The following is a 25006-nucleotide window of genomic DNA, read 5'->3' on the forward strand; positions in this document are numbered from 1 at the left end:
GTAAAAGTGTTTTAATAAAACGAAGATTATCATTCATTGAGAAACAAATAAAATAGACTAAGTTTAATACTTACTTCCAACAACTATAAGGGAACGTTATGACTGATTTTATCAAATCAAAAGCGGCTATCGCTTGGGGTCCAAATCAACCACTATCAATTGAAGAAGTGGATGTAATGATGCCTAAAAAAGGCGAAGTGCTGGTAAAGATTGTTGCTACAGGTGTTTGTCATACCGATGCATTTACTTTATCTGGTGAAGACCCTGAAGGTATTTTCCCAGCAATCCTTGGCCATGAAGGTGGCGGTATCGTTGAAGCCATCGGTGAAGGCGTAACACATGTTGAGGTTGGTGATCATGTTATTCCTCTTTACACTGCTGAATGTGGCGAGTGTAAAATGTGTAAATCGGGCAAAACAAACTTATGCTCCGCGGTACGTGAAACGCAAGGTAAAGGGTTAATGCCTGACGGAACAACGCGTTTCTATAAAGATGGTCAACCAATTTATCACTACATGGGTTGCTCTACCTTCTCTGAGTACACTGTATTACCTGAAATTTCACTTGCTAAGGTAAGCAAAGAAGCGCCGCTTGAAGAAATTTGTTTACTTGGTTGTGGTGTAACAACCGGTATGGGTGCTGTTACTAAAACAGCAAAAGTTCAAAAAGGCGATACCGTCGCTATTTTTGGTCTAGGCGGTATCGGTTTATCGGCGATTATCGGTGCGAAAATGGCGGGCGCAAGCCGTATTATTGGTGTTGATATCAATACCAGTAAGTTTGATCTTGCGACTAAACTAGGTGCAACTGATTTAGTCAATCCAAATGACTTCGACAAACCAATCCAAGAAGTTATCGTTGAAATGACTGACGGCGGTGTTGATTTCTCATTTGAATGTATCGGTAATGTTAATGTAATGCGCTCTGCTCTTGAGTGTTGTCACAAAGGTTGGGGTGAATCGGTAATCATTGGTGTTGCAGGTGCAGGCCAAGAGATCTCAACACGTCCATTCCAACTAGTAACAGGTCGTGTATGGCGCGGTAGTGCATTTGGTGGCGTTAAAGGTCGCTCAGAACTACCTGAAATTGTTGAGCGTTATATGAACGGTGAGTTTGCTTTAAATGATTTCATCACACACACCATGAAACTTGAAGATATCAATGAAGCTTTCGACTTAATGCACGAAGGTAAGAGCATCCGCTCAGTTATTCATTATTAATCTTTTATTTGGCGCTAGGTTGATACCTAGCGCTTTTGTTTCAAGGATATGGTTATGCTAGAAAACATAAGCTCAACAAAAGTCAGCGGTGGCTGGCATAAACAATATACCCACCAAGCGAGCAGCACGCATTGTGCTATGCGCTTTGCGATTTTTTTACCGCCCGGTGCCAGCGAAACGAATAAAGTACCGGTGATGTATTGGTTGTCAGGCTTAACTTGTACTGATGAAAATTTTATGCAAAAAGCCGGAGCATTTAAAAAAGCGGCTGAACTAGGTATTGCGATTGTCGCTCCAGATACTAGCCCGCGCGGTGAAAATGTGCCTGACGATGACAATTACGATTTTGGTCAAGGTGCTGGTTTTTATGTCAATGCGACTCAAGCGCCTTACAATGTGCACTACAACATGTACGACTATGTTGTTTCTGAGTTACCTGCACTTATCGAAGCGCACTTCCCTGTGACGACCAAAAAAGCCATTGCTGGTCATTCTATGGGTGGTCACGGCGCATTGATGATTGCACTTAAAAACCCTAAACAATACGTCAGCGCCAGTGCTTTTAGCCCGATAGTGAACCCGATTAATTGCCCTTGGGGTGAAAAAGCGTTCAGTAATTACCTAGGTAGTGATAAAGCAAGTTGGCTTGAATACGACAGCTGTGAATTAATGAAAAATGCCGTCACTGATGATTATTTACCCATGCGTATTGATCAAGGTGAGGCCGATAACTTCTTAACTGAGCAACTCAAAACGGAGAACTTATTTGCTGTCGTGAACGAAAAAGGTTACCCAGCCGAAATTAACATGCACGCGGGTTATGATCATAGTTACTTCTTTATCAGCAGCTTTATTGATGAACACCTAATGTTTCATAAAAAGTATCTATAATACTACCTATTTGTGTAGAGATTTTATCTCTGCACAAATAAGTTTTAATCACAAATATCGCGAATAAACTCTTTTAAAAACCCAACCAACTGCAATAGGAATATTAATAAGAAAGGTAAAGCGCCTAAAATTGCAACGCTACGATTTAACGGCTCATCTTGTAACATTAATAATGCAAAGCTGCATAGGAATAATGCTAAACACCATGCATAGAGGGTTACGCGGTTATTTTGCTCAGAGCTAACCAGTTCTCTTATGACTAATATTGCAGAGTCAGCGGATGTGGCAACAAATATCAACAGTAATAATAAGCTGGCCCAAATAAACACGGTTCCTTGCCAGTCTAGTTGATTAAAAAATACAAATAAGCCTAGGCTATAATCCTGTTTTATTGCGACTAAAATACCTGCTTGATTGAGTCTATCCCATTCAATTGCTGCCCCCGAAAAGGTCGCAAACCAAATTATAGTGACTAAAGTTGGAATACACACAACCGCCAAAATAAATTGCCAAACCTTGCGCCCCTGACTAATTTTGGCTAGGAACACACCAACAAATGGCCCCCAGGCTAACCACCAAAAGTAATAATTATATGTCCAATGAGTGGCCCAGTCAGGCGTTTTTAACTGGCTATCAAATTGCCAAGTGCCGGTTGCAAGCAACTGTAAATAGTAGCCAGTTCCATCAAATGCAATCTTTATAATAGGCTCAATTGGCACCACTATTAGCAACCAAACAAGCAGACTAAATGCTAGGAATACGTTAAATATACTCAGTGACTGTACACCGCGACGTAATCCAAATTTAACCGACAGCGAATAAATAACGGCTAACAAACAAACGATTAATGAACCTACTAATAAAGTTGAAGTAACACCTAACTCTATCTCAACACCTTTACTGATCAGTAAAGTCGAATTAGCTATGGTGCCGACGACCCCAAAAAAAATAGCGATTACCGCAATTAACTTAACAATAAACGACACAGTAAATTTTGCAGACTTATCTATCTGATTACCAAGCGCCGTTAAAACAGGGGCACAAATATCTCCTGATTTACCACTGTATTGCGTTAATCCCCCAAGCACGAGCGCAAATACTGCATAAAGTGCCCAAGCATGGGCGCCCCAATTAACCAAGGTTAAAGCGAGGCTACTAGCTAGTCTATCTGGGTATAAGCTTTGTTTAAGTGGAGGGTCGAGAGAATGTAATGCAGGCTCTGCTACGCCCCAAAAAACCAAACCAGATCCCATTCCTGCTGCAAACAACATGGCAAACCAACCAAAGTTTGAATACTCAACAACAGCGTGTTCGCCACCTACTTTACGGCTACCGAGTGGGCTAATGGCTAAAATAATGATGGCAAACAATAAAAAATTCACCAATAAGAAAAAGCTACTACCAATCCATTTTAAAATCATTTGTACAAACGGCTGAACTTGCTCAGTGATAACATCAGGCAAAATCACAGCAATCAGTGCACCAAACATACACAGTGCAAGCGCGGTTTTTTCAAGAGAGGAGATGGAATGTTTCAATGTGAAGCCTATTTTGTCAGCGTGTTTAGCATACTGTTAGCATGACTTAAATTCAAACAGCCAAAAGGCTGAAAAAATGACATAGCACTGCGTAAAAATCGCAAATTATAGCAAGGCATGCTTTTAAAAACCCGGCTACATGTCCCTAGTTTCATCATTTTATTCAATTTGTTGATCGGGTATTGAAATTGCAAAGCTATCATAATCTAGATAGCAAGGAACAAAGCATGGACTTTAATATTGATTGGTATGAAATTCTCGATAATTTAATTCACCTAGGCATTGCCTACTTACTTGCCCTTCCTATGGCATTTGACCGAGAAAAAACCAGTAATGGTGCAGGTCTTAGAACATTTCCATTAGTCGCTGTTGCATCTTGTGGTTATGCATTAGTGGGTATGTCTGTTTTAACAAGTTCAGAGGCAGAATCAAAAGTACTCGAAGGGATCATCACGGGTATTGGTTTTATTGGCGGTGGTGCCATTTTGAAGAATAAGAATTCAACGTATGGAACAGCCACAGCAGCCAGTATTTGGAACATGGGACTCATCGGCATTGCTGTGGCATTTAGTCGCTACGAAATCGCTTTTTTAATGGCGTTGATTAATTTCGTAACGCTAAGGTATGTTAAGCGCTTAAAGTAAACGATTAGCTAGCGTCATATTTTGAGTTAACGATGGCATAGCCAGTTTGTTTCACTTTAATCTCAGCAGGATTTGCAGATTTAACTAATAAACCGCAACGTCTGCTTCGCTCATCAATAACGTAGTTAACTGATTCACTCGCTTCAAGGTCAATGACTTGATCAGCACAGCGGATCTGTAATTTAGAAACATCGCTCGCGCCTTCAATTTTGATTGAACCGCGAGATAAAGATAAATATGACAGCTTATCTTTTGAAACATTAATTTGTGAATTAATCTGCGGTGTGCGCGCCAATAGGTCATCAATTTGCTTGATGGTGGCAAGTTTGTTTTCTTCTGAAAACTGTTTACCCTCGATATTATCTAACGCATAAATAGCATTGTAAGCAAGATTAAAATCGCCCTTGAAGCTGTACCATTGTAGCGCACTTTTAGCGACTAAATATTGTATATCCGTTGGCAACTTAGCTCGCAGTAAATAGGCTACAGACAACTGCTCATCAAAGCCAAACCATTGTTGTTGATGATAATAATATTGGCTTTTCAACCAAGCAAACAATGCCTGCTCAGAGGTGTTTTTAGTATGGTCTTTGTATAACTCAGCCAATGCTTGCTCAGCTTTATTAAACTCTTTTGCTTGTAGCATTTTATTGATTTCATCGTATTCATTAATGAAACCACGGCTCGCTTTATCATTTGAGTAACCATTAAAATACTTACCTACTTCAAATGAAAATAGGTAACCCCCTTCTACGGTTTTACCTTCTTTTGTAGCGGGTGCAAACTCTAAGTTGGTTAAGTATTTCTCTGCGTTTTCTTCGCTGCCGCGAGTATCAGATGCCATGATCACTTCAATATCTTTTGCCTTACCATGTGTATCAACCACATAAGACATTAATGCCCAACCTTCAAGGCGAGAGCCGTTATAACTACCTGGGTAACGTTTGTTTGAATTTTTAACAATATAGGCAGAGGTAGCAGCTTGAACATCAACACCTAAGTCGTTGACATCTCGTGCTAAAGCTTGTGTTGGTAATGCGATAAGTGAACAAAGTGCTGCGAGTTTAGTGAATTTAATCATGACAATGGCTCCAATTCCCTTTGATAGGAACATTTATAGCACTAAAAAAGGCGCTTTAAAAGCGCCTTGCTGTCAAGAATGTGCTTAAACATGTCTTGAACTTAAAACATATCCTGATAAGGATTTGGTTTAGATAATAAAACTTTTTTATCAAAACCTGGGATTGTCATTGAATCTTCACTAATCTCAATGTCATTTTCATCAATTAAGCCATCACCAAAACGATAAATTAGCTCATATTGACCTAAATCTGCCTGTTGCTGATAGTCAGTTTGTGCTTGGACTACCTGAGTATGACGGTCATGATATTGCGCTATTACCGCATCACCGTGACGCCTTGCGAGCATTTTTAATGTAATTGCCGGTGATAAAACTGTCGCAGTAGCGTTATTGCCACCAAAGCCTTTTGAGTTAATGAAGGCAATATCCATTGCATCACATTGATAATGTTCAGTGCGAATATCTAAATGCTCGCTATAAACATCATCTGCCACTTTATCAATTGTGGTTATACCCGGCATAATATTGTGACTAAACACACCTAATGCCATAGCTAATTGGTCACCACTGGCAGGAGCTATAGTATGGCCAACATACGCTTTAGGTGCTGCAACCTTCCAATTATCAATTGCAAAAGTCTCTGCCACTTTATGATAGATCAGTGATTCTGTTACGCGGTTTTGTGGTGTACTTGAGCCGTGAGCTAAAATGAAACTACGCTTTTGTACTGCTTCTTGGCCAACAATACTGCTTGCTAGTGCAACAGATTTGGCCATCGTAATGTAGTTACCAGGGCCCGGAGCTGTAATTGATTTTTTAATGCCATCGGCATTTACAAACACATCTGCAACACTGCCTAACACATCTGCACCTAACTCTAATGCCAATGCATCATCCATTAATATAGCAACTTGTGCGCCTTCACCAATTGTAAAACCACAGTTTTCACCAAATGGACGGCTGGTACGGCGATGATCAACCACATCTGTATTATCAAGGCGCTTTAGGCCCTCTTCATTAGCAAGTGCGCTCATATTGCCAAAACCTTCAACGATTTCAGGTGTAATAGCACACTCAACAGACGCCACAATAGCTACACGCGTACGTCCTGCTTGAATATCGTTTACTGCTGCACGTAGGTTATATAAAAACGTTGCACAAGCACCTGATGTAGTAAAGGTTGTTCCCACATTGCCTGTTACATAAGCATTGATAAAGTCAGTCGACATGGTGTTTAAGCCAAGTGCAAGCTGTTTTGTACTCACACGGTCGCCCTGCTGACGCGCACGAATAAGTCCACCAAATCCTTCATCATCAACTTGACCAGCCACAGAAGCTGAGTAAGTGCCAATTTGATCAGGCTCAACGCTATTCATTACCTGCTGCCACGCCAGACCTGTCGAACGAATCGCATCAGTTGCGGCAAAGATAGTCGCTTGCAAGCCTCTTGGTTGATAACGGCTGTTATACATAGCCGAAGGTTCAAAACCTGTTGGTAATTGACCGGCCGCTTTAATTGGGTTATCGCGCGTACTGTCATGTTTAATAGCAAGATCAGCACTAATTGTAACTTTCACTTTTTTATCAGTTAATTCTTCAACCTGCCAAGCACTTGGTACTGGAGTTGGTAAATCACGGCGGCGCGTTTCAAAAACAATCTGCTGTTCATCAGACGCTGTTAACGTCATTTTTTGCTGCCATGGCGTTGCATCAACATCGAAGTGATTTTTTTCAATTTTACGAATAAGTGTACCAGCTAAAATTTGTTCACCGAACTTAGCTTCGATGTCTGATTCGGCAATGGTATTGCCGTCAGCATCTTTTAGTAAACCTTCAGTAAGGGTGACTAAGTTCATTAATGTCGCTAAGCCTAAGAATGTCTCCTGACGGGCTTTAGCGTCCAAGCTGTCTAACACGATACGACGATAACCTTGATGAAAAGAAGTGCGGCCAGCGGCATTAATACCACCCATACCGACAATAACGGGTAATGCTGTCATAAAAAAACCTTGAGAAAACGTGTTATGAGAATTAAGCCAAGTTTAAATGGATTAATTAACACGCTTTATGCTTAAATAGCCAAATAACCTGCATAACAGGCCAAAAATAACTGGTCGGAGCAATTTGAGTGACGAAACTTCAACAAGTAAAAGCCATTGAAATTAGTATTTTGGTTTATCCTCATTTATTAATAACCAGTTTAACCCTGCCTATCGAAATGCTCAGAGCTGGTGAGGCCTTTGCTAAAAGCCATCGTCAGCAAAACGAATTTAAACCCTTAAACATCAATTTAGTTGCAAGTAGTCTAGAAGCGATCCCCAATCGTACTGGGCTTTCAATTATGCCCGATTGTGAAACCGTCACAGCGCCTGTAAGTGACTTAATTATCGTTCCTGGGATTTGGCGAAACCCGCGTCCAGTAGTAAGCAAACAAAAGAGTTTGGTGAACTGGCTTGGTGATTCTTGGCAGCAAGGCAGCCATATCATTGGTGTTGGCACAGGTAATTGTTTAGTTGCCGAAGCGGGATTACTAGATGGCCACCCTGCTACCACTCACTGGCACTACGCAGAACAATTTAAACGTGACTACCCTAAAGTACAGCTTAAGCCTGACTTTTTCATTACACAATCTGAGCGCATGTACACCGTTGCGAGTTTAAATGCCCTTGCCGATGTTATTGTGCATATTATTAGTCAATATTACGGCCGAGAAGCGGCGCAACATGTTGAGCGTAATTTCTCCCATGAAATTCGTAAACCTTACGAAGATCAGCGCTACCTTGAAGGTGCCGTTGATAAACACCCAGATGAGCTCATTGCACAAATTCAATTTTGGCTGAAAAACAATTTAACCTCAGAATTAACCCTGCAAGAAATTGCAGCGCAATTTAGTTTAAGCTACCGCACCTTTACGCGCCGATTTCGTCAAGCCACCAGCCAAACTCCTGTTGAGTATTGGCAACAGCTTAGAGTACAAACTGCAAAAGAGTTATTAGCGTCTTCAAATTTATCTATTCAAGAAGTTGCCCTGGAAGTAGGTTATAACGACCAAGGTCACTTAACACGAGTTTTTAAGAAAGTGCTTTCGCAAACACCCAGTGAATATCGCACAGTTGTTAGACGAAAACTATTTGGCTAAAACTAAAGTATCTAAATATATTTCAGGCTAAGTCAGATTAATCATATTTAAGTTGCTGAATTCAAGATTATTACTATCCTTTGACTTGTTGTATTAGTAATTGAGTAAATTTGATAAATGTATCAGCCAAATTATGATGAGTTAGTACAAAGTTGGAATAAAACGCTCGCTGTTTTAGCCCTGATTGCTGAAGTGCCCGTCGCATTAGTAATGAAAATAGAAAACAATATTATTAGTGTGTTTTCAAAAAACGATAACCAAGCAAATCCTTATGAAATTGGTGACAGCGAAGAGTTAGAAAATTCAGGCCTCTATTGCGAGCATGTCGTAAAAACGCAGAACTTACTGAATATTCCAAACGCACTTATTGATGATGATTGGAAAGAAAACCCTGATATCAAGTTGAATATGATTTCTTATTTGGGTTTACCAATCTGTGCTGGAGATACTACCCCATTTGGTACTATTTGTATCCTTGATAGTAAACCCCATGAATATAATGAGCCAATAATAAAGCTACTCGAAACCATTAAACAAAGCTTCGAGACGCAACTAAAATTATTACATCAGCAAAAACAAGCGTTTGAGCAGCAACAGTTTACTGAGCTCGCGACTTTAATTCGAGGCATTGCTCATGAGATTAATACTCCTTTAGGTAACTGTATTACAACCGTTGATGTAACCAAACTTGCCTTAAATGACACTAAATCCCTACTAGTAAAAAAACAATTAAGCCAACAAGCACTACAAAACACATTAGATACATTAGAGAACACTAATGAACTGCTAGATAGAAATTTAACCGCATGTGCACATAAAATACGAATTTTACAAGATTTGCTGTATACCAAATCACAATCTAGTAAAACTGTCATTACCTTAGCTCAGCTTTCAGAATCACTTCAAGAACACTTAAAAGAGCAAATAAAATATCGTGCAATTAAATTAGACATTAATTATCAAAACCCACATAGCCAATTTGAAGTTGAAATAGAGCTACTCAAGCAAGTACTCATTATTTTGCTACAAAACTCAATGGAGCATGCGTTCAACAATATTGCAGACCCTGCTATAGAAATTAATATTTTTAATTTTGATGAGGTGTTAAAAATTCACTATAAAGATAACGGCAACGGTATCAGCAGCAATGAACTAAGCTCAATTTTCACCCCTTTTTTTAAAGGTAGCAGCAATCAATCAGGTATAGGGCTAGGCCTGAGTATTGCGAAGAAAATAGTTAGCCAACAACTGCAAGGCGATATTTGTGTACAAGAAAGTGATGCAGGCGCCCATTTTTTAATTAGTTTGCCTAAGTAAGTTGATAAGTTTAAATGTCTTTCGTAAATAAAATCTTACTAGTTTGTAGGCTGCCTCTGTCTTCATAACCTACAATTGAATAGCCATTTTTGATAAGCAGACTCAGCATTGCAGGAAAACGGTTCATCGACTTAACCTTAATGGTTCGGTAATTGTTGGCTTTAACCCATGCTTCTTGCGCGTTTAATAAAGCCTGTGCAATGCCCTGCCCTCTACATTTTGGTGCAACCGCACCAAGCCAGCTATAGAAAGTGTTTGAATCTAACGCATAACCCAGTTTGTAGGCCACAGGCTCATTATCGATATAAGCAACTAAAGCTAGGTGGTCAACATCTGCACACTGTGCTTGTAATTTACTGAGGGTATTTCGGCCATCAAACTCTGGTATTTGACTATCTATAAACAACAAATCTTCTAATCTAGCTGGGTTTATTACGTAAAGAGGCTCCATGAATAACTCTAATCTGATATCTAATGTCACTTTTCTTTTCGATAATACAACTTTGAGTAGCGTTTTACACGGGCATGCACACCACGACCTAGGCTCTTAAATTTAGCTTCAAGAACATCTACGCCATATAAAATCCCCACCACTAGCACTGATAGCTTTATCGCAGCGAGTAAGTTGTCAGTGGCAATGACAACACCAATTGATGCTAATACCCAAATCGTTGCAGCGGATGTTACACCAACAACCGCACCATCTTTTGCAAGCATCACCCCGGCACCCAAAAAGCCGATACCAGTAATGATCTGGCCAACTACACGTGAATGATCAATATCTTCACCATGTAACATAAACGCTGTTGATAGAAACAAATAAGTACCCAACACAATGAGCGCTGAAGTACGAATGCCCACAGGTTTGCCGCGTAATTGACGCTCCATACCAATAATTGCGCCGCAAAATGCGGCGCTACCTATTGCTGACCAAGAATAAGGAGCAATATCAAATAAACTACTTAGTGTCACTGCACTTCCAAATCAAACTAACAATCAAAATTATAAATAAAAGGCCATCGCAGTACTGAGACGCGATGAACCAAAACTCGCCATTTTAGTAAAATCGGCTTTAGCTATTGGCACATGCTGACAATCAATCGCCAATTGCTTTTCGTTCTCACAAAACGGGTCATGCACGTACAAGCAATGCTCATCAATATGGGTTACACACACCCAATGCGGTGACTTTTTACCATCAAATCGATAAGTGCTGATCAATAACACCACCGCTTTACCCTCAGCAAGCCAATCTTCAATGGAGGCCAAAGTTAACTCTTGATACCTCACTGGCAGCTTTGCAGCTATTGCTTCGGCTACAAATTGATTGTGTACGGTATGCAAAATGGCTTTTTTCTTTTCGCTTCTGACACCATCAATAAACAAGGTATCACGGGTATTTAAAACTACATCAGCTTTAAAACCACGTTTCATTGCAGCAAGTGCTAACCCTAGAGGATGACAACCGCCATGCCCTGAAGTCATGAAGATAGTCGTGGCTTCACGCCATATATCCAGCTCTTTGTGTTGGCTCATTGCGGTATCATTCAAGGATGACATTGCCATTAATAACGCCGCTGGGCCACAGGTAAATTCGGTAGTTTGCTGGTACCAAGGTGTGTGTTTATCGGCATTAAATTCGATATTACGACGAATGTTTTTTTGCATTCGATGGGCGTCACTGTGGTCATCATAGTAATCACTGTAATGACCAAAAACTTGGTAGCCCAGTTTTTCATATAAACGAATTGCTGATTGGTTGTTTACCGCAACTTCTAAGCGCATGTATAAACGGCCCCGTTTAGCCGTTTCACTTTCAAGCGCAAGCAGTAACTGCGCAGCAATACCTTTACCTTGCTGAGATTGCAAAACCGCCAGTGAATATAACCGAGCAAGGCGTGTCCCTTTGTGACACCACACTAAGCCATATCCAACTAGTTGATTATCTACCTCGGCCACCATCAGTAAACCGTGAGTTGCGCTGATCCAGCGTTTTAAACTACGGCTACTTAATCTATCTAGGCTAAAGCTTTGCTCTTCAATGGCAACAAGAGCCATCAAATCCGTGGCCTGTGCAAAGCGGATTTGACAAACAGATGCGTTCATTAACCGCGGCCTCTTGCTTCTAGGCGTTGTTTAAATTCATCCATAATGATCATATAAAGCTCATCACCTAAATAGGCATCTTCGACTTTATGGTCGATACTTGGGTTGTCATTCACTTCTAACACGTATGCTTTACCTTGATGCTCTTTAACATCAACACCATACAAACCTTTACCCACCGTTTTACAGGCTTTTAATGCTGCATCGAGGACCACTTTAGGTAGCTCAAAGGTAGGCAAGGTTTCAAAACCACCTGAGAAGAATCGTTTTGCATCATGGTTGTAAATTTGCCAGTGATTACGCGCCATTAAATAACGACATGCATAAATTGCACGACCATTTAACACCCCGACACGCCAGTCGTATTCGGTATACATGTACTCTTGCGCAAGCACAAGTGCACTGAACTCAAACAGCTCTGTTAACTTAGCAACTAACTCATCACGATTAGCGACTTTAAATACGCCTTTCGAAAAAGAGCCTTCTGGCATTTTTAATACCAGCGGATAGCTAAAGTTTGCTTCTAAATTGTCAATTGTCTCTTCACTTGTATCAGCAACAACATGCGTTTTTAAACTCGGCACTTTTTGATAATTAAAGGCATCGTGCAAAAACACTTTATTACAACAGCGTAGTATTGACTCAGCATCATCAATGACCACTAACCCTAAGCTTTGTGCTTTACTTGCTAAGCGATAAGTTGGATGGTCGATAGCCGTTGTTTGACGAATAAATAACGCATCAAATTGTGCAATATTGGTTATTTCATCAAATGTCAGTGCTTGAGCATAAATACCATGTTTAGCGGCTGCTTTGATGAATTTAGCAATGGCATCTTTATCACTTGGCGGCACTTTTTCTTGGTGATCAACCAAAATAGCCATATCCCAACGGTAACGACGTTTTTTATCGTGAATACGCCATACTGACTCTGTAAAACTACTGAGCTGTTTTACAAATTCTGTAAAGGCTGTGTCATCTAATGATGCAATCGTGCCTTGCTTAACAACTCCTTGCTCATCACACACTAAAATAGGTGCGGGATATTGTGAGAATAGTGCTTTGGTTGCTTTACTATGCTGCTCTTGATCTGTATGGCCAAAAAATACAGTGCCACCAGCAAGTTCTTTATGACGCGAGCTGTGCTCATCGCTACGTAGCGCATTAATTGTTTTTACACTCGGTAATACCTGATGCTTTCTCGCTTCAGCAAGCAAAGAACAATAATAACCTTTACTTAAATACTGCCCTGTATCACACAAGTTTAAAATGCGCGTTTTTGGCTCATTATGTTTTGGATAATCACGTAAGTAGGTGTCAAAGGTAATGACATTTTCGAAATTTTGAGCAAAACGTTGCTCATTGTTATCAACCACTATCAAGGTTTTAAACACGACTTTTCCTAAATTAAGTCTTATGAGAAAAATGAAAACACCCAACCAATTAAGTGAACGCATGAGGCTAAACTTCACTTAACTAGATGGGTGCTTGAAATACCAAAACACAATAATTGGTAATTAAGCGTATTGGTATAAGCCTTAAGCTTGATGTGATTTATAGAGGTTTTTTTGCTTTGTGACCAACGAGATATTTTTTACTTGAAGATGAAATTTACTGATTAAAAATACCAATAATTAAATTAACTGATCTATGCTGTACAGTTGTTTATTGCCAGCTATTGAGAGTTCAACTTCATCATCAAGGCTCTTTCCAATCAATTGCTTACCTAACGGCGCTTCTCGGGTTACAACATAAATAGGCTGCTCTTTTACGGTAACCACTAAGCCACCTGCACTTGGGCCCATAAAAAACCACTTTGCGTTATCTTGCTCATCGATAAGACACACTAATGCACCTTCACGAACCTTATTAAACTCGCTTTCTTTAAACACCGCATTGAATGCCTGAATATCACGGTAGCATTCATTAACTCGCTCAGCTTGCCCTTGGGCTAAATAAGCGGCTTCTAAACCCAAGGTATCGTATTGAGTTTCAGCAACACTTTCTTCGTGAGTTGCTGCATCATGGGCCGCTTTTGCCGCTGCTTTGGCGTTTTGCAGTTGTGCCTCTAGCGCAAAGCGTAAATGTTCAATTACGTGTGTTTTATTCATATCAAAGTAGCTAAAACAGAAAAGCCGCTATTCTATGGAAAAATAGCGGCTGATGAAAGTAAGTTATAAAACTGGCTTACGGCAACTCCATATAGGCTTTAGTTTTATCATCCAGTGTTTGGGTGTAATTTTCTGAACTTAACCCCAATAACTGCGGCAAGGTCGCGGCGATACAAATCGATGAGAAGGTCCCTACAACAATACCCACAAATAACGCGATAGCAAAACCCGTTAATGCAGCCCCTGCAAGCAGCCAAATACAAGCAATGGTCGCAAGTGTTGTGCCTGAGGTGATCAATGTACGTGTTAAGGTAGAACCAATTGCATCGTTAATCACAACATGGGTATTTATGCGTTGATTGTCTGGCTGAATACGTAAAAGCTCTCTAACTCTGTCGCCAACAATAATTGAGTCATTCAATGAATAACCAATAATAGCCAGTAAACTCGCCAGCACGGTTAAATTAAACTCAAGCCCAAGTAAGGAAAATAAACCAAGCACTAAGATTAAATCATGTAACAGTGCAACCACTGAACCTACCGCGAGTCGCCATTCAAAGCGCACAGCAAGATAAACCATAATTGCAATCAGCGCTGCAAATAAAGCTAAACAACCTTGTTCAAAAAGCTCATCACCCACTTGTGAGCCTAAAAATGAGCTAGATAAAACGGTATAGTCTACCCCTTGCTCATTCAGCTCTGCTTGCCAAGTACTGGCTTTACTAACCTCTGGTGCTTCTCTTAAAACAAAGTGATATTCACCCGCTTTACTTATAGTTAATTTACTCGCAACCTCAGGGCTTAACTTTGCCTTTAAATCTGTAATTGTTGTGACTGACGCTGTGTTAATTTCCGTGATGTAGCCACCTGTAAAATCAAGACCAAAGTTTAGCCCTTTTACAGATAAAACAGTTAAGCTCGTAATGACTAAAACACAACTAAGCAATAATCCTAAAACGCGCGCTTTACTAGCTGCAGTTAATGTTGACCAACTCATGCTTTAGCCCCCGTTAAATTAGTTAGTTTAATGTAGAGTGTTTGGCTAAGCGCTTTCGAAATATAAACGCCAGTAAAGACACTAGTTAATAGCCCAAGCGCCAATGTGATTGCAAAGCCTTTCACCGGCCCATAACCAATGGCATATAAAATAATTGCCGTGATCATCGTAGTCACATTGGCATCAAAAATGGTCGAAAATGCTTGGTTGTAACCTTGCTCTATCGCTTGATAAGTAGGCCGGCCTTTACGCTTCTCTTCTTTTATTCGCTCAAAGATAATCACATTGGTATCAACTGCCATACCTATCGTCAGTACAAGCCCAGCAATACCCGGTAAGGTCAGCACAACCCCCGGTAATAACGACATTAAACCAACTAAAGCCGTTAGATTAAGCAATAAAGCAATATTGGCAATCAGCCCTAAGCGACGATACCAAAGCGCCATAAAGGCAAGGGTAATTCCGATACCCAGCATTAACGCTGCTAAACCATGTTCAATGTTTTCACTGCCTAAGCTTGGGCCTATGGTTTGTTCTTGAACAATTGTCACTGGCGCTGTGAGCGACCCAGCGCGTAGTAAAAGCGCTAGATCATAGGCTGCTTGCGGGCTTTTCATATTAGTAATGCTAAAACGAGAACTTAAATGCTGGGCAATGTTTGCCACATTGATCACTTCGCTTTTTTTCACAACGTCGCCATTTGCATCCCGCGAGTATTCAGAATACACCGTGGCCATAGGCTTACCTATGTTGTGCTTAGAAAATGCAGACATGGCATCGCCACCTTGCGAATCTAAACTAAGCTGCACTAAAGGCTTGCCCCATTCATCTTTGCCAACACTGGCATTATTAATGTGATCACCTGAAAAAATCGCAACAGGATTTAAATTAACAACGCCACCACCTTGCACATTAAACGCTTTACCACCTACTTCGACGACTTGGTAAAAATCGAGAGTCGCAGTTGCACCAATAATACGTTTCGCTTCTGATGGGTCTTGCACACCGGGTAACTCAATGCGAATACGCTGCTTACCTTGTCTTTGCGTTACCGCTTCTGTGATACCAAGCTCTTCAATGCGACCACGCAGGGTTGTTAAGCTTTGCGCCATAACTTGTTTATTAAATTCGCTTTGGCTTTGCTCATTAAAATGCAGTAATACCGTGGTTAGGTTATTCGTTGTTGATTTAGTTTGCATCAGGCCTTTAAATTGACCTTGTAACGTTGAAACAAGCCCTGCGAGTTGCTCCTCGCCGCTTGGTAAAATTTGTAGCTCAACCCCTTCTTTTACAATACTTGCCCGAATACCACGAATTTTGTCTTTACGAAGCGTTAATTTAGTTTGTTGATAGACACTGTTTAAGTGCTCTTGCATTGCTTTATCTAGGTCAACATCAAGCACAAATAACACCCCACCATTTAAGTCGAGTCCCAACTTAATCGGTGAAAGCCCAAGTTGCTGAAGCCATTGTGGGCTTGTCGCATGCTCAACAATTTTAGCCTCTAGCTGTGGGTATTGCGTTTTTATAAAGCTCAACGCATTAGCACTTTGAGTCGGTTCAGCTAATAAAATAGCCAGTTGTGCTTGGCTATCATTGGCTTCAGTCACTTCAAAACCATGTTGATTTAGTGCCGTTGTCACACTTTGCAGCGTCACAGTCTGATCTGGCAAGCTAATGTGCAACCAAGATTTGTTAGGGTAAAGGTTAGGTAGTGCGCTAACCGCTAATAAAATACACGCCGCTATCATAGCGACATAACTCATTTTTAGACGACGCCATAGCGCCGGCTTTGATTTATGTGACATACATGACTTCCTTCCGGCATTGTCAGCCGGTAAAAATTTAATTCCAAAAAATAAAAAGTAACGAAGGAAGTCGTTTAGCTATGGTAGGTCGTATTGGCTTTGTACAAGAGATTAGCGTCTTTCCAGCCACTAATGCGGGATTTACGTTGAGTGGCTAATGCAAACCATGGGATCACACGCACAGCACCTGGCGGCGCTAAAAAGTGCTCTTTCCCCCAATCTTCAGCAAAGAATTCAATTAATAGCTCGTAATCAGGATCAACCTGACTATGATAAAGAAATAATGATGAATTACTGGCAGTTAAACGCGGCATAAGGGTATCAAACCCCGATGGTTCATCCGGTTTAGGATGCTCAGCTGTATGAGTTTGGGAAATAACTGGTGTTTTAGTCAGCTCGACTTGGAACAATTTAGTTGCAGCATAGTGTGACTGAGTGTCAGGCATAGCCATGCTCTGTGCACTAAAGAACACAGTAAAGAGCAAGATAATGACTGAGAAAAACCGTAACAAGAACTGACCAATAATTTAAGCGAATAACTGGGATATAATGAGGGCAAAAAAATAAAACACAAGGTATTACTTAAATAAAATGACTAAAACAAAAAGCGGGCCTAATTAGGCCCGCTTAGTCATTTAACTTTGTTAAACTTCTAATGATGACATGTCGATTACAAAGCGTGAGGCCATATCACCTTGCTTTAACTTATCGAATGCGTCATTAATTTGGTCCATTTTAATCATTTCGACTTCTGGCAGAATATTATGTAACGCACAGAAATCGAGGATTTCTTGAGTTTGAGCAATACCGCCAATCAATGAGCCAGCAACACGGCGACGCCCCATTAATAATGGCACTGAGTTAGACTCAGCAAGCTCACCTACTTGACCAACCAATACTTGCGTACCATCAATATCTAAAAGCGGAATATACGGCGTAAAGTCGTGTTTTACCGGAATAGTGTTAATGATCACATCAAATTGATTAGCATGCGCTTGCATGGCAGCTTCATCGCTCGATACCAATAAATCTTTTGCGCCATAAGATAAAACCTGCTGTTTTTTCTTATCACTGCGGCTAATAGCCGTAACATGTGCGCCCATTGCAGCTGCGATTTTAATTGCCATGTGGCCTAAACCACCTAAACCAATCACACCAACACGGCTACCAGGGCCGACATTCCACGTGCGTAGTGGCGAATACGTTGTGATACCCGCACATAGAATTGGCGCACACTTAGCAAGGTCTAAGCCTTCTGGCACACTCAATACAAACTCTTCACGCACCACAATGTGTTTTGAATAACCACCTTGAGTGAGTTCACCGCTAATGCGATCTTGTCCTGAGTAGGTCCCTACCATCCCTTCGCGACAAAACTGCTCTTCACCGTGATGACACTGGTCACAGCTTAAACAGCTATCAACCATACAACCCACAGCAACATTATCGCCCACTTTGTATTTAGTAACGCCGCTACCTACTTCAAGAACACGACCAACGATTTCATGGCCTGGTACCACTGGGTACTGAGTCCAGCCCCAGTCGTTTTCTGCCGTGTGTAAGTCAGAATGGCACACGCCACAATACAAAATTTCAATTGATACATCTTCATCACGAAGTGCACGGCGTTCAAAATGATACGGCTCTAATGGTTTTTCAGAATCATGTGCTGCATAACCGACGGTTTTCATGCTTACTCCTTAATTTTCTTCGTGTTTAACTCATGCATTTAACTAATTTGCTAATGCGCTGGTGTATACTGCACTCAGTATAGAGGTAAATTAGCAAAGTACACTTGCCTAAAACACGAAAGCTTTTGCCTATTTTTATCAAATTGATTCAAGAGAGCCCAATGCGTGGAATGAGCCGCAAAGAACAAGTGACGAAGTCACCTGATGCAATGAACCTATCACAAAGCATCAAAACACTTTGGCCCTATTTAATGAGCTTTAAAGGCCGCGTTATTTTAGCCGTCTTAGCGCTTATTGCTGCAAAAGGCGCCACATTGCTGATGCCATGGGCACTAAAAGAAATAATTGACGCGGTTGATGCGAGTATCAACCCGCTATTAAGTGTTCCTATTGCCTTGCTGATCGCCTATGGTTTACTGCGCTTTGCCAGTGTATTTTTTGGTGAAGTACGCGATGCATTATTTGGCCGTGTTACAGAGCACGCTATGCGCCATATTGGCCTAAAAGTTTTTAAACACTTGCATAGTTTAGAACTTGCTTTTCACCTGGATAGGCAAACAGGTGGTATCAGCCGCGATATAGAGCGTGGTACAAGTGGCCTCAGCTTTTTAATGCGCTTTTTAATGTTTAATATCGTGCCAACCCTATTTGAAATAATCACAGTAGCGATTATTTTTGCGACCTTGTTTTCACCGTGGTTTGCACTGGTCACATTAATTGCCGTCACTACTTACATTGCTTTTACTGTGATAGTAACTCAGTGGCGTAACCGATTTATTCGTGAAGCAAATGCTGCCGATAACAACTCAAACACCCGTGCAATCGACAGCTTACTAAATTACGAAACCGTTAAGTACTTCAACAATGAACACTATGAAGCAAACACCTACGACAGCTTTTTAGCTAAATGGGAACAAGCAAGGCTAAAAAATCGTTTATCGTTACTGGCGCTTAATTCAGGGCAAGCACTTATTATAGCCGCAGCTATTACAGCGCTAATGTGGCTCGGTGCCAGCTCAGTGGTCAATAAAGAGCTGACAATAGGTGAGCTTGTAATGATCAATGCTTATATGATCCAGTTATTTTTACCACTTAACTTTTTAGGTTTTGTTTATCGTGAGATACGCCGTGCGCTGACCGACCTTGAAAACATGCTCGGGCTGTTAAATCGCAAAGCCGCCATTTGTGATGTCAAAGATGCAAAACCATTAAAAGCAACCAAAGCAGCTATTCGATTTGAAAATGTGTCGTTTAGTTACGACAAACAAAGGCCAATTTTAAATAACTTAAGCTTTGAGGTTACTTCTGGCAGCAAAGTGGCGATTGTGGGTGCCAGTGGCGCAGGTAAAAGCACTCTAAGCCGCCTGCTCTACCGTTTTTATGATGTGGATGCGGGTAAAATTTATATCGATGAGCAAGCAATCAACACAGTGACACTTGAAAGTTTGCGCCAAGCAATTGCCATCGTACCGCAAGATACCGTGCTATTTAACACCAGCATTCGCGAAAACATCGCTTACGGAAATCCAACGGCAAGCGAAGATGAAATTGATAAAGCCATAAGCCTTGCCCATTTAGATGGATTTATTGCCAGCCTAGATAAAGGCGATAAAACCCTTGTTGGTGAGCGCGGTTTAAAAGTGTCGGGCGGTGAAAAGCAGCGCATTGCAATTGCTAGAGCCATTTTAAAAGGTTCACCCATTTTATTATTTGATGAGGCAACATCGGCGCTAGATTCGCATTCAGAGCAAGCCATTCTCAGCGCGATGCGTGAAGTCGCACAAAGACATACCAGCTTGGTTATTGCACATCGTTTATCAACAATTACTGACGCAGACAAAATTATTGTTATGAAACAAGGACAGGTTGTTGAGCAAGGTCAGCACCATCAACTGCTTGCAGCGAATGGTGAATACGCACGAATGTGGCAGTTACAGCAAAGCGATGAATAAACACTGTTAACTAGTAGGTTAAATGATTAGAATAACCGCTTTATTTTTATCTATAACAAAAAGGCAACACGCAGATGGGCAGAGCTTATCAAAACAAAAAAGACTCAATGGCAAAAACTGCGGGTGCAAAAACCAAAGTTTATTCAAAGTACGGAAAAGAAATTTATATCTGCGCTAAGAATGGTGGTGTTGATCCCGATGGCAACTTAGCGCTTCGTCGCTTAATTGAGCGTGCTAAGAAAGACCAAGTACCTACGCATGTAATTGAGCGTGCAATCGATAAAGCCAAAGGCGGTGGCGGCGAAGATTATGTAGCAACTCGCTATGAAGGTTACGGCCCGGGTAACTGTATGATCATTGTTGACTGTTTAACCGACAACAACAAACGTACATTCGCTGACGTACGTGTTTGTTTTACTAAAGCAAATGCAAAAATTGGCGCGCAAAACTCAGTATCACACTTATTTGATCACCTCGCTATTTTTGTCTTTGATGGTGATGATGACGAAGCTGTTTTAGAAGCGCTAATGATGGCTGATGTAGATGTAACGGATGTAGAAGTTGAAGACGGTAAAGTGACGGTATTCGCGCCACACACTGAATACAACAACACCCGTACAGCACTTGAAGAAATGGGAGTTACTGATTTCCACGAAGATCTAATTGCTTTTGTGCCGCAAGTAGAAGCACCCATTGAAGGTGAAGACGTTGAAGTCATGGAACGCTTTTTAGCCATGCTAGAAGACTGTGACGACGTACAAAACGTTTACCATAACGCACAGTTTTAATTAAAAAGGCCAACCAAGTTGGCCTTTTACCTTTTAGCCCAAAGGAATCAACATTGAATACCCTCGAAGAGTTAAAAGCCGGTTCTCTACAAGGTTGTACGCGGCTTCAGCTTGTTGCAGAACTAACTGAATTGCCGAAAGAAATTTATACCCTAGCCGATACGTTAGAAATCCTCGATTTATCTAATAACCAGCTAAGTGATTTACCTGACGATTTTTACAAATTAAAAAATCTCAAACGGCTGTTTTTATCATTTAATCAGTTTAAACATATTCCAGACGTGCTAAGAGAATGCCCTAACTTAATCATGGTGGCATTTAAAGGTAATCAAATTACTGAATTTAAAGCACACTGTTTGCCAACGCAGATTGAATGGCTGATCTTAACGGATAATCAAATCCCCGCTTTACCTGATTCATTTGGTGAGTACAGCAAGCTGAAAAAGCTCGCACTGGCAGGTAATCAGTTAACTCATTTGCCAGCTTCAATGGCTAATTGTAACGAGCTTGAGCTAATACGTTTAAGTGCCAATAAGCTTACAAAAGTTGAAGATTGGCTTTTCGCTTTACCGAAACTTGCTTGGCTTGCCTTCTCTGGTAACGATTTAAATCGCTCAACTAGCTTACACTGTGAGCAGTTTAGCAAAATCACACTGGATGAAATCGAAGTTAAAAAGCAGATTGGCCAAGGTGCGTCTGGGGTTATTCATTTGGCCAATTGGCATCAACGTCCTGTTGCCCTTAAGTTATTTAAAGGCGAGATCACCAGTGATGGCTATCCACTCGATGAGCTAAATTGTTGTTTAAAAGCCAGTGAGCATCCAAATCTCATTAAAGCATTGGGCTATGTCGATGAAGAGTCACAACTTGGTTTAGTGATGGAGCTTATCAGTAAAGAGTTCACGAATCTTGGTTTGCCACCCTCCCTTGCAAGCTGTACCCGTGATACCTTCGAAGACAACTGCCAGTACGCGCCAGAAATGGTGCTAAAAATCGTCAAGCAAATGACAAGTACCCTCGCCCATTTACATCAAAAGCAAGTAAGCCATGGTGACATTTATGCCCATAACAGCATGATCAATTCACAAGGCGAGTTATTATTTGGTGACTTTGGTGCAGCAACCGACTTATCCATGCTGACGCCTGATCAACAGCAGCGGTTAGAAAGCATTGAAGTACGCGCCCTTGGTTATTTCATCGATGATTTGCTGACTGTAGTCACTGAACAAAACGACATTACCACTATGCTTGCTGACGTAGTTCAAGAGTGCTTAGCGCTCAATTTAGACGAACGCCCTCGCTTTTCTGAGCTAGTTTCGCGATTATGAGTGTAGGTAATTATAAATAAAGCCTCAGTGAGGCTTTATTTTTGCTTTTTAAACGGGAACACCTGCTGCTTTAACATACCTTCTGGCATGTAATCGCCAACCACTCCATATTTATCGGGCCACTCTGCTTGACCTTTGACTGCCGTGCCAAATAGATAATCTAAAAATGAAAAATGCGCAGCATAGTTACGGTCAATGGCCGCTTTATCAGATGAATGATGCCAATGATGAAACTGAGGCGTAACGAGCACGTACTTTAACCATCCAAATTTTACCCGAACATTAGCGTGGTTAAACACTGCCTGAAAGCCAACAATAATAACATAGAGGCTAATGACATCCGATGGAAAGCCGAGCACAAAAATTGGCGTAAGCACTAAGCTGCGCGTCACGAGTATTTCTAAAATATGTTGACGAGAGCCAGCAAGCCAATCCATCTCTTTTGCACTGTGATGCACGGCATGAAAACGCCAAAGCAGGGGCACTTCGTGATAAGCCCTATGCACAAAGTACTGCATTAAATCAGCCACTAAAATGATTAAAAATAATTGGAGTAAAAATGGCAGTTGAATAATAAAGCCTTGCACTGTATCAGACACAGCCCATCCAAATGCATGATGCACGAACTGATTGGTTGCCAGCAACACAAAACCAATAATTAAGTGATTAACAAAGAAATGATTTAAATCACCCTGCCACTCAGTACGGAGAATTTTTTGCTCTTTACGGTGCGGCAGCAGCTTCTCAATTAGAATAAAAATCAGTGTGGAGCCAAGTAAGTCAAGAATGAACCAATCCAGCCCCAAGTACGGCGTGTTATCTTTAAAGTCGCCCACTTCAACATTCGGACCGCCAAATGCAATTGCCACAACTATAAATACCCAAGCCGTTGCACCCAGCCGTTTATTAGTATTACGAACAAAATTCAAAAGCCCTAAACTGCCCGAAATAATTAATGCCACAAACATTAGCTGACGTAAAAACTCAACACTGTAGTTTTGCCTGAGCTCTGGGGTCGTTAAGTACTCTGGAAAATGAAAAGCTAATACCCCTAAACAGGATAACACCGCTAAGAAGCAAGCAATATAACCACTGATATTGCCCTCACCCACTTGAAACTGCTCAGCTCTAAATAGCCGATGATAAAGACGTGTCATGATATAAAAATCCATTTATCAATTTTTTGCAGCATAACACAGAAGAATTTAGGAACAAATATTGTAAAGTAAGACATTATAAAACAGCGTGAGTGTTTGCTAGCAAGTATCGATAGAATCAAATGTAAGTAGCCAACTAAAATACAAACGAATCCTCATTGACTTAAAATGAGGAACAAACTAACCTGCACAAGTAAATTATTTTTAAAGGAATAAAAATGTCTACTTTCTTAAAAGATAACCTATCTTGCGATTTACCAAACAATTCGGCTGATTAACTTAGAGTTTTAGCAGCAATTATTGAAGTACCATACTCGATAGTAATTAATTACAAAAAATGAACTTTAGTCGATTTTGTTCAAACCTTTGAAGATATTTACAATCAAGACCATCTCTATTATAAGGATATAAAATGTTACAATTTAATGATTTATGGGAAAACTTTCCTGAAAAAGAACTGATCAGAGCAAGATGTCAAAATAAGCAAACTAATAGCTCTTCCCCATTTGGAAACTATTGCGCTATTAACTTAAGTGACGCATTAATTAAATCTGGCGTATCAACTGCAGGAGCTAAAGTTAAGAAATGCTGGGGACACGCGGGCATGAAACATATTCTTTTAGCAGAAGAAATGGCCAGTTGGCTTAAAACTTCAAACTTTAGTTGGTTAGGTGATCTACAAAAAATTAATCCAAAAACTTTCCAAGATGACCTAGATGGTAAAACTGGAATTATATTTTTTAAAGATTATTGGCAACGAGGCAGTGAGTCTGTTACTAACCGTAGTGGAGACCACATCGATCTTTGGAATGAAGATCAAATTACTAGTGGTGGTATGCTGACAAGATCAATATATGAATTCTTTGGTGTAGTATCAGATCTTAACAACAGCAAAGATATTTGGTTTTGGGAGATTAAATAACTATGTCAAAGGCTAAGTCATATATTTTGAATATAAGTCTTATTTTAGTTAGCGCATTCGCGAATTTCATGTTGTTTTTAGAAGCTTATAAGAAACTCTCTATTCCATTTATGAATGAAGAACAAAGAGTAGAAAATGCTCCTTTGCTTTTTATTTATGTACTTCCTTCATTTATATTTCTTTCAGTTATAGTTTTTTTCCTATATAAAAAGTTACTCAAAAATCAGAAAAATAACGCATAAAAATGAAGCTGACATTTAAGGCGTATTTTTTAAAACCAAAAAAGCCACGATAAACGTGGCTTTGTTGGATAAAG

Annotated in this window: 22 protein-coding genes; 9 read left to right on the top strand and 13 right to left on the bottom strand. The window is 40.5% G+C overall.

What is annotated here, in order from left to right:
* The first annotated feature begins 98 nt into the window (after positions 1-98).
* Together CWC02_RS00665 and fghA are read left to right on the top strand one after the other, a co-directional pair.
* Positions 99-1220, top strand: coding sequence for an S-(hydroxymethyl)glutathione dehydrogenase/class III alcohol dehydrogenase (locus tag CWC02_RS00665; protein WP_054551417.1), 1122 nt, complete (start codon positions 99-101; stop codon positions 1218-1220).
* A gap of 54 nt (positions 1221-1274) precedes the next feature.
* Positions 1275-2111, top strand: a complete 837-nt coding sequence (gene fghA / locus CWC02_RS00670) for an S-formylglutathione hydrolase (protein ID WP_138615859.1) — start codon at positions 1275-1277, stop codon at positions 2109-2111.
* A 44-nt stretch (positions 2112-2155) separates the two neighbouring features.
* Here fghA and CWC02_RS00675 read toward each other — a convergent pair whose 3' ends face one another.
* Positions 2156-3649: a BCCT family transporter gene (locus CWC02_RS00675; RefSeq protein ID WP_249364064.1), complete on the bottom strand. Its 1494-nt coding sequence runs from the start codon at positions 3647-3649 to the stop codon at positions 2156-2158.
* 227 nt (positions 3650-3876) lie between these two features.
* On the opposite strand from CWC02_RS00675, the gene CWC02_RS00680 reads away from it, so the two are divergent.
* Positions 3877-4293, top strand: a complete 417-nt coding sequence (locus CWC02_RS00680; protein ID WP_054561617.1) for an MgtC/SapB family protein — start codon at positions 3877-3879, stop codon at positions 4291-4293.
* Positions 4294-4297: 4 nt separating this feature from the next.
* On the opposite strand, the gene CWC02_RS00685 is transcribed toward CWC02_RS00680, so the two are convergent.
* The gene (locus CWC02_RS00685; protein WP_171043802.1) at positions 4298-5374 is read right to left on the bottom strand and encodes an energy transducer TonB; all 1077 of its coding nucleotides are present in this window, start codon (positions 5372-5374) and stop codon (positions 4298-4300) included.
* Positions 5375-5475: 101 nt separating this feature from the next.
* Positions 5476-7374, bottom strand: a complete 1899-nt coding sequence (locus CWC02_RS00690; protein WP_054551422.1) for a beta-ketoacyl synthase — start codon at positions 7372-7374, stop codon at positions 5476-5478.
* A 128-nt stretch (positions 7375-7502) separates the two neighbouring features.
* Here CWC02_RS00690 and CWC02_RS00695 point away from each other — a divergent pair, with 128 nt between their 5' ends.
* Complete coding sequence (locus CWC02_RS00695) at positions 7503-8513, top strand: GlxA family transcriptional regulator (protein WP_138615863.1); 1011 nt, start codon at positions 7503-7505, stop codon at positions 8511-8513.
* 117 nt (positions 8514-8630) lie between these two features.
* Positions 8631-9830: a GAF domain-containing sensor histidine kinase gene (locus tag CWC02_RS00700; protein WP_138615865.1), complete on the top strand. Its 1200-nt coding sequence runs from the start codon at positions 8631-8633 to the stop codon at positions 9828-9830.
* Between the two features lie 10 nt (positions 9831-9840).
* Here the strand turns inward: CWC02_RS00700 and CWC02_RS00705 are convergent, their stop codons facing one another.
* The 9 genes from CWC02_RS00705 to CWC02_RS00745 all read right to left on the bottom strand — a co-directional run bounded on the left by CWC02_RS00705 (position 9841) and on the right by CWC02_RS00745 (position 18543).
* Entirely contained in the window at positions 9841-10281 is a 441-nt protein-coding gene (locus tag CWC02_RS00705; RefSeq protein ID WP_138615867.1) for a GNAT family N-acetyltransferase, read from the bottom strand.
* Between the two features lie 26 nt (positions 10282-10307).
* Entirely contained in the window at positions 10308-10802 is a 495-nt protein-coding gene (locus CWC02_RS00710; protein WP_054551426.1) for an MgtC/SapB family protein, read from the bottom strand.
* Positions 10803-10832: 30 nt separating this feature from the next.
* Complete coding sequence (locus CWC02_RS00715) at positions 10833-11936, bottom strand: GNAT family N-acetyltransferase/peptidase C39 family protein (RefSeq protein ID WP_138615869.1); 1104 nt, start codon at positions 11934-11936, stop codon at positions 10833-10835.
* Positions 11936-13330: a RimK family ATP-grasp domain-containing protein gene (locus CWC02_RS00720; protein ID WP_138615871.1), complete on the bottom strand. Its 1395-nt coding sequence runs from the start codon at positions 13328-13330 to the stop codon at positions 11936-11938. Before CWC02_RS00720 ends, CWC02_RS00715 begins: the two co-directional genes overlap by 1 nt.
* Positions 13331-13570: 240 nt before the next feature.
* Positions 13571-14047 (bottom strand): transcription elongation factor GreAB, encoded by a 477-nt coding sequence (locus tag CWC02_RS00725; protein WP_054551429.1) that lies wholly within the window; start codon positions 14045-14047, stop codon positions 13571-13573.
* Positions 14048-14123: 76 nt separating this feature from the next.
* Complete coding sequence (gene secF, locus CWC02_RS00730) at positions 14124-15044, bottom strand: protein translocase subunit SecF (protein WP_138615873.1); 921 nt, start codon at positions 15042-15044, stop codon at positions 14124-14126.
* Positions 15041-16852 carry a protein translocase subunit SecD gene (gene secD / locus CWC02_RS00735; protein WP_138600594.1) on the bottom strand — a complete coding sequence of 604 codons (1812 nt, stop codon included), beginning with the start codon at positions 16850-16852 and terminating at the stop codon, positions 15041-15043. The genes secF and secD overlap by 4 nt, the downstream gene beginning before the upstream one ends.
* 74 nt (positions 16853-16926) lie before the next feature.
* Positions 16927-17304, bottom strand: coding sequence for a hypothetical protein (locus CWC02_RS00740; protein ID WP_138600591.1), 378 nt, complete (start codon positions 17302-17304; stop codon positions 16927-16929).
* Between the two features lie 192 nt (positions 17305-17496).
* Positions 17497-18543 (bottom strand): NAD(P)-dependent alcohol dehydrogenase, encoded by a 1047-nt coding sequence (locus CWC02_RS00745; RefSeq protein WP_138600590.1) that lies wholly within the window; start codon positions 18541-18543, stop codon positions 17497-17499.
* Positions 18544-18752: 209 nt separating this feature from the next.
* On the opposite strand from CWC02_RS00745, the gene CWC02_RS00750 reads away from it, so the two are divergent.
* The 3 genes from CWC02_RS00750 (at position 18753) to CWC02_RS00760 (ending at position 22611) form a co-directional block, all read left to right on the top strand.
* Positions 18753-20495 (top strand): ABCB family ABC transporter ATP-binding protein/permease, encoded by a 1743-nt coding sequence (locus CWC02_RS00750; RefSeq protein WP_138616020.1) that lies wholly within the window; start codon positions 18753-18755, stop codon positions 20493-20495.
* Positions 20496-20569: 74 nt separating this feature from the next.
* Positions 20570-21283 carry a YebC/PmpR family DNA-binding transcriptional regulator gene (locus tag CWC02_RS00755; RefSeq protein ID WP_135924910.1) on the top strand — a complete coding sequence of 238 codons (714 nt, stop codon included), beginning with the start codon at positions 20570-20572 and terminating at the stop codon, positions 21281-21283.
* A 53-nt stretch (positions 21284-21336) separates the two neighbouring features.
* The gene (locus tag CWC02_RS00760; protein ID WP_138615875.1) at positions 21337-22611 is read left to right on the top strand and encodes a protein kinase; all 1275 of its coding nucleotides are present in this window, start codon (positions 21337-21339) and stop codon (positions 22609-22611) included.
* 35 nt (positions 22612-22646) lie between these two features.
* On the opposite strand, the gene CWC02_RS00765 is transcribed toward CWC02_RS00760, so the two are convergent.
* Positions 22647-23768: a sterol desaturase family protein gene (locus CWC02_RS00765; protein WP_138615877.1), complete on the bottom strand. Its 1122-nt coding sequence runs from the start codon at positions 23766-23768 to the stop codon at positions 22647-22649.
* A 412-nt stretch (positions 23769-24180) separates the two neighbouring features.
* Between CWC02_RS00765 and CWC02_RS00770 the strand changes: the two genes are divergently transcribed.
* Positions 24181-24690 carry a type VI secretion system amidase effector protein Tae4 gene (locus CWC02_RS00770; protein ID WP_138615879.1) on the top strand — a complete coding sequence of 170 codons (510 nt, stop codon included), beginning with the start codon at positions 24181-24183 and terminating at the stop codon, positions 24688-24690.
* Positions 24691-25006 lie beyond the last annotated feature (316 nt).

This window comes from Pseudoalteromonas sp. S2721, assembly GCF_005887425.1.
Taxonomy (GTDB): Bacteria; Pseudomonadota; Gammaproteobacteria; order Enterobacterales; family Alteromonadaceae; genus Pseudoalteromonas; species Pseudoalteromonas simplex.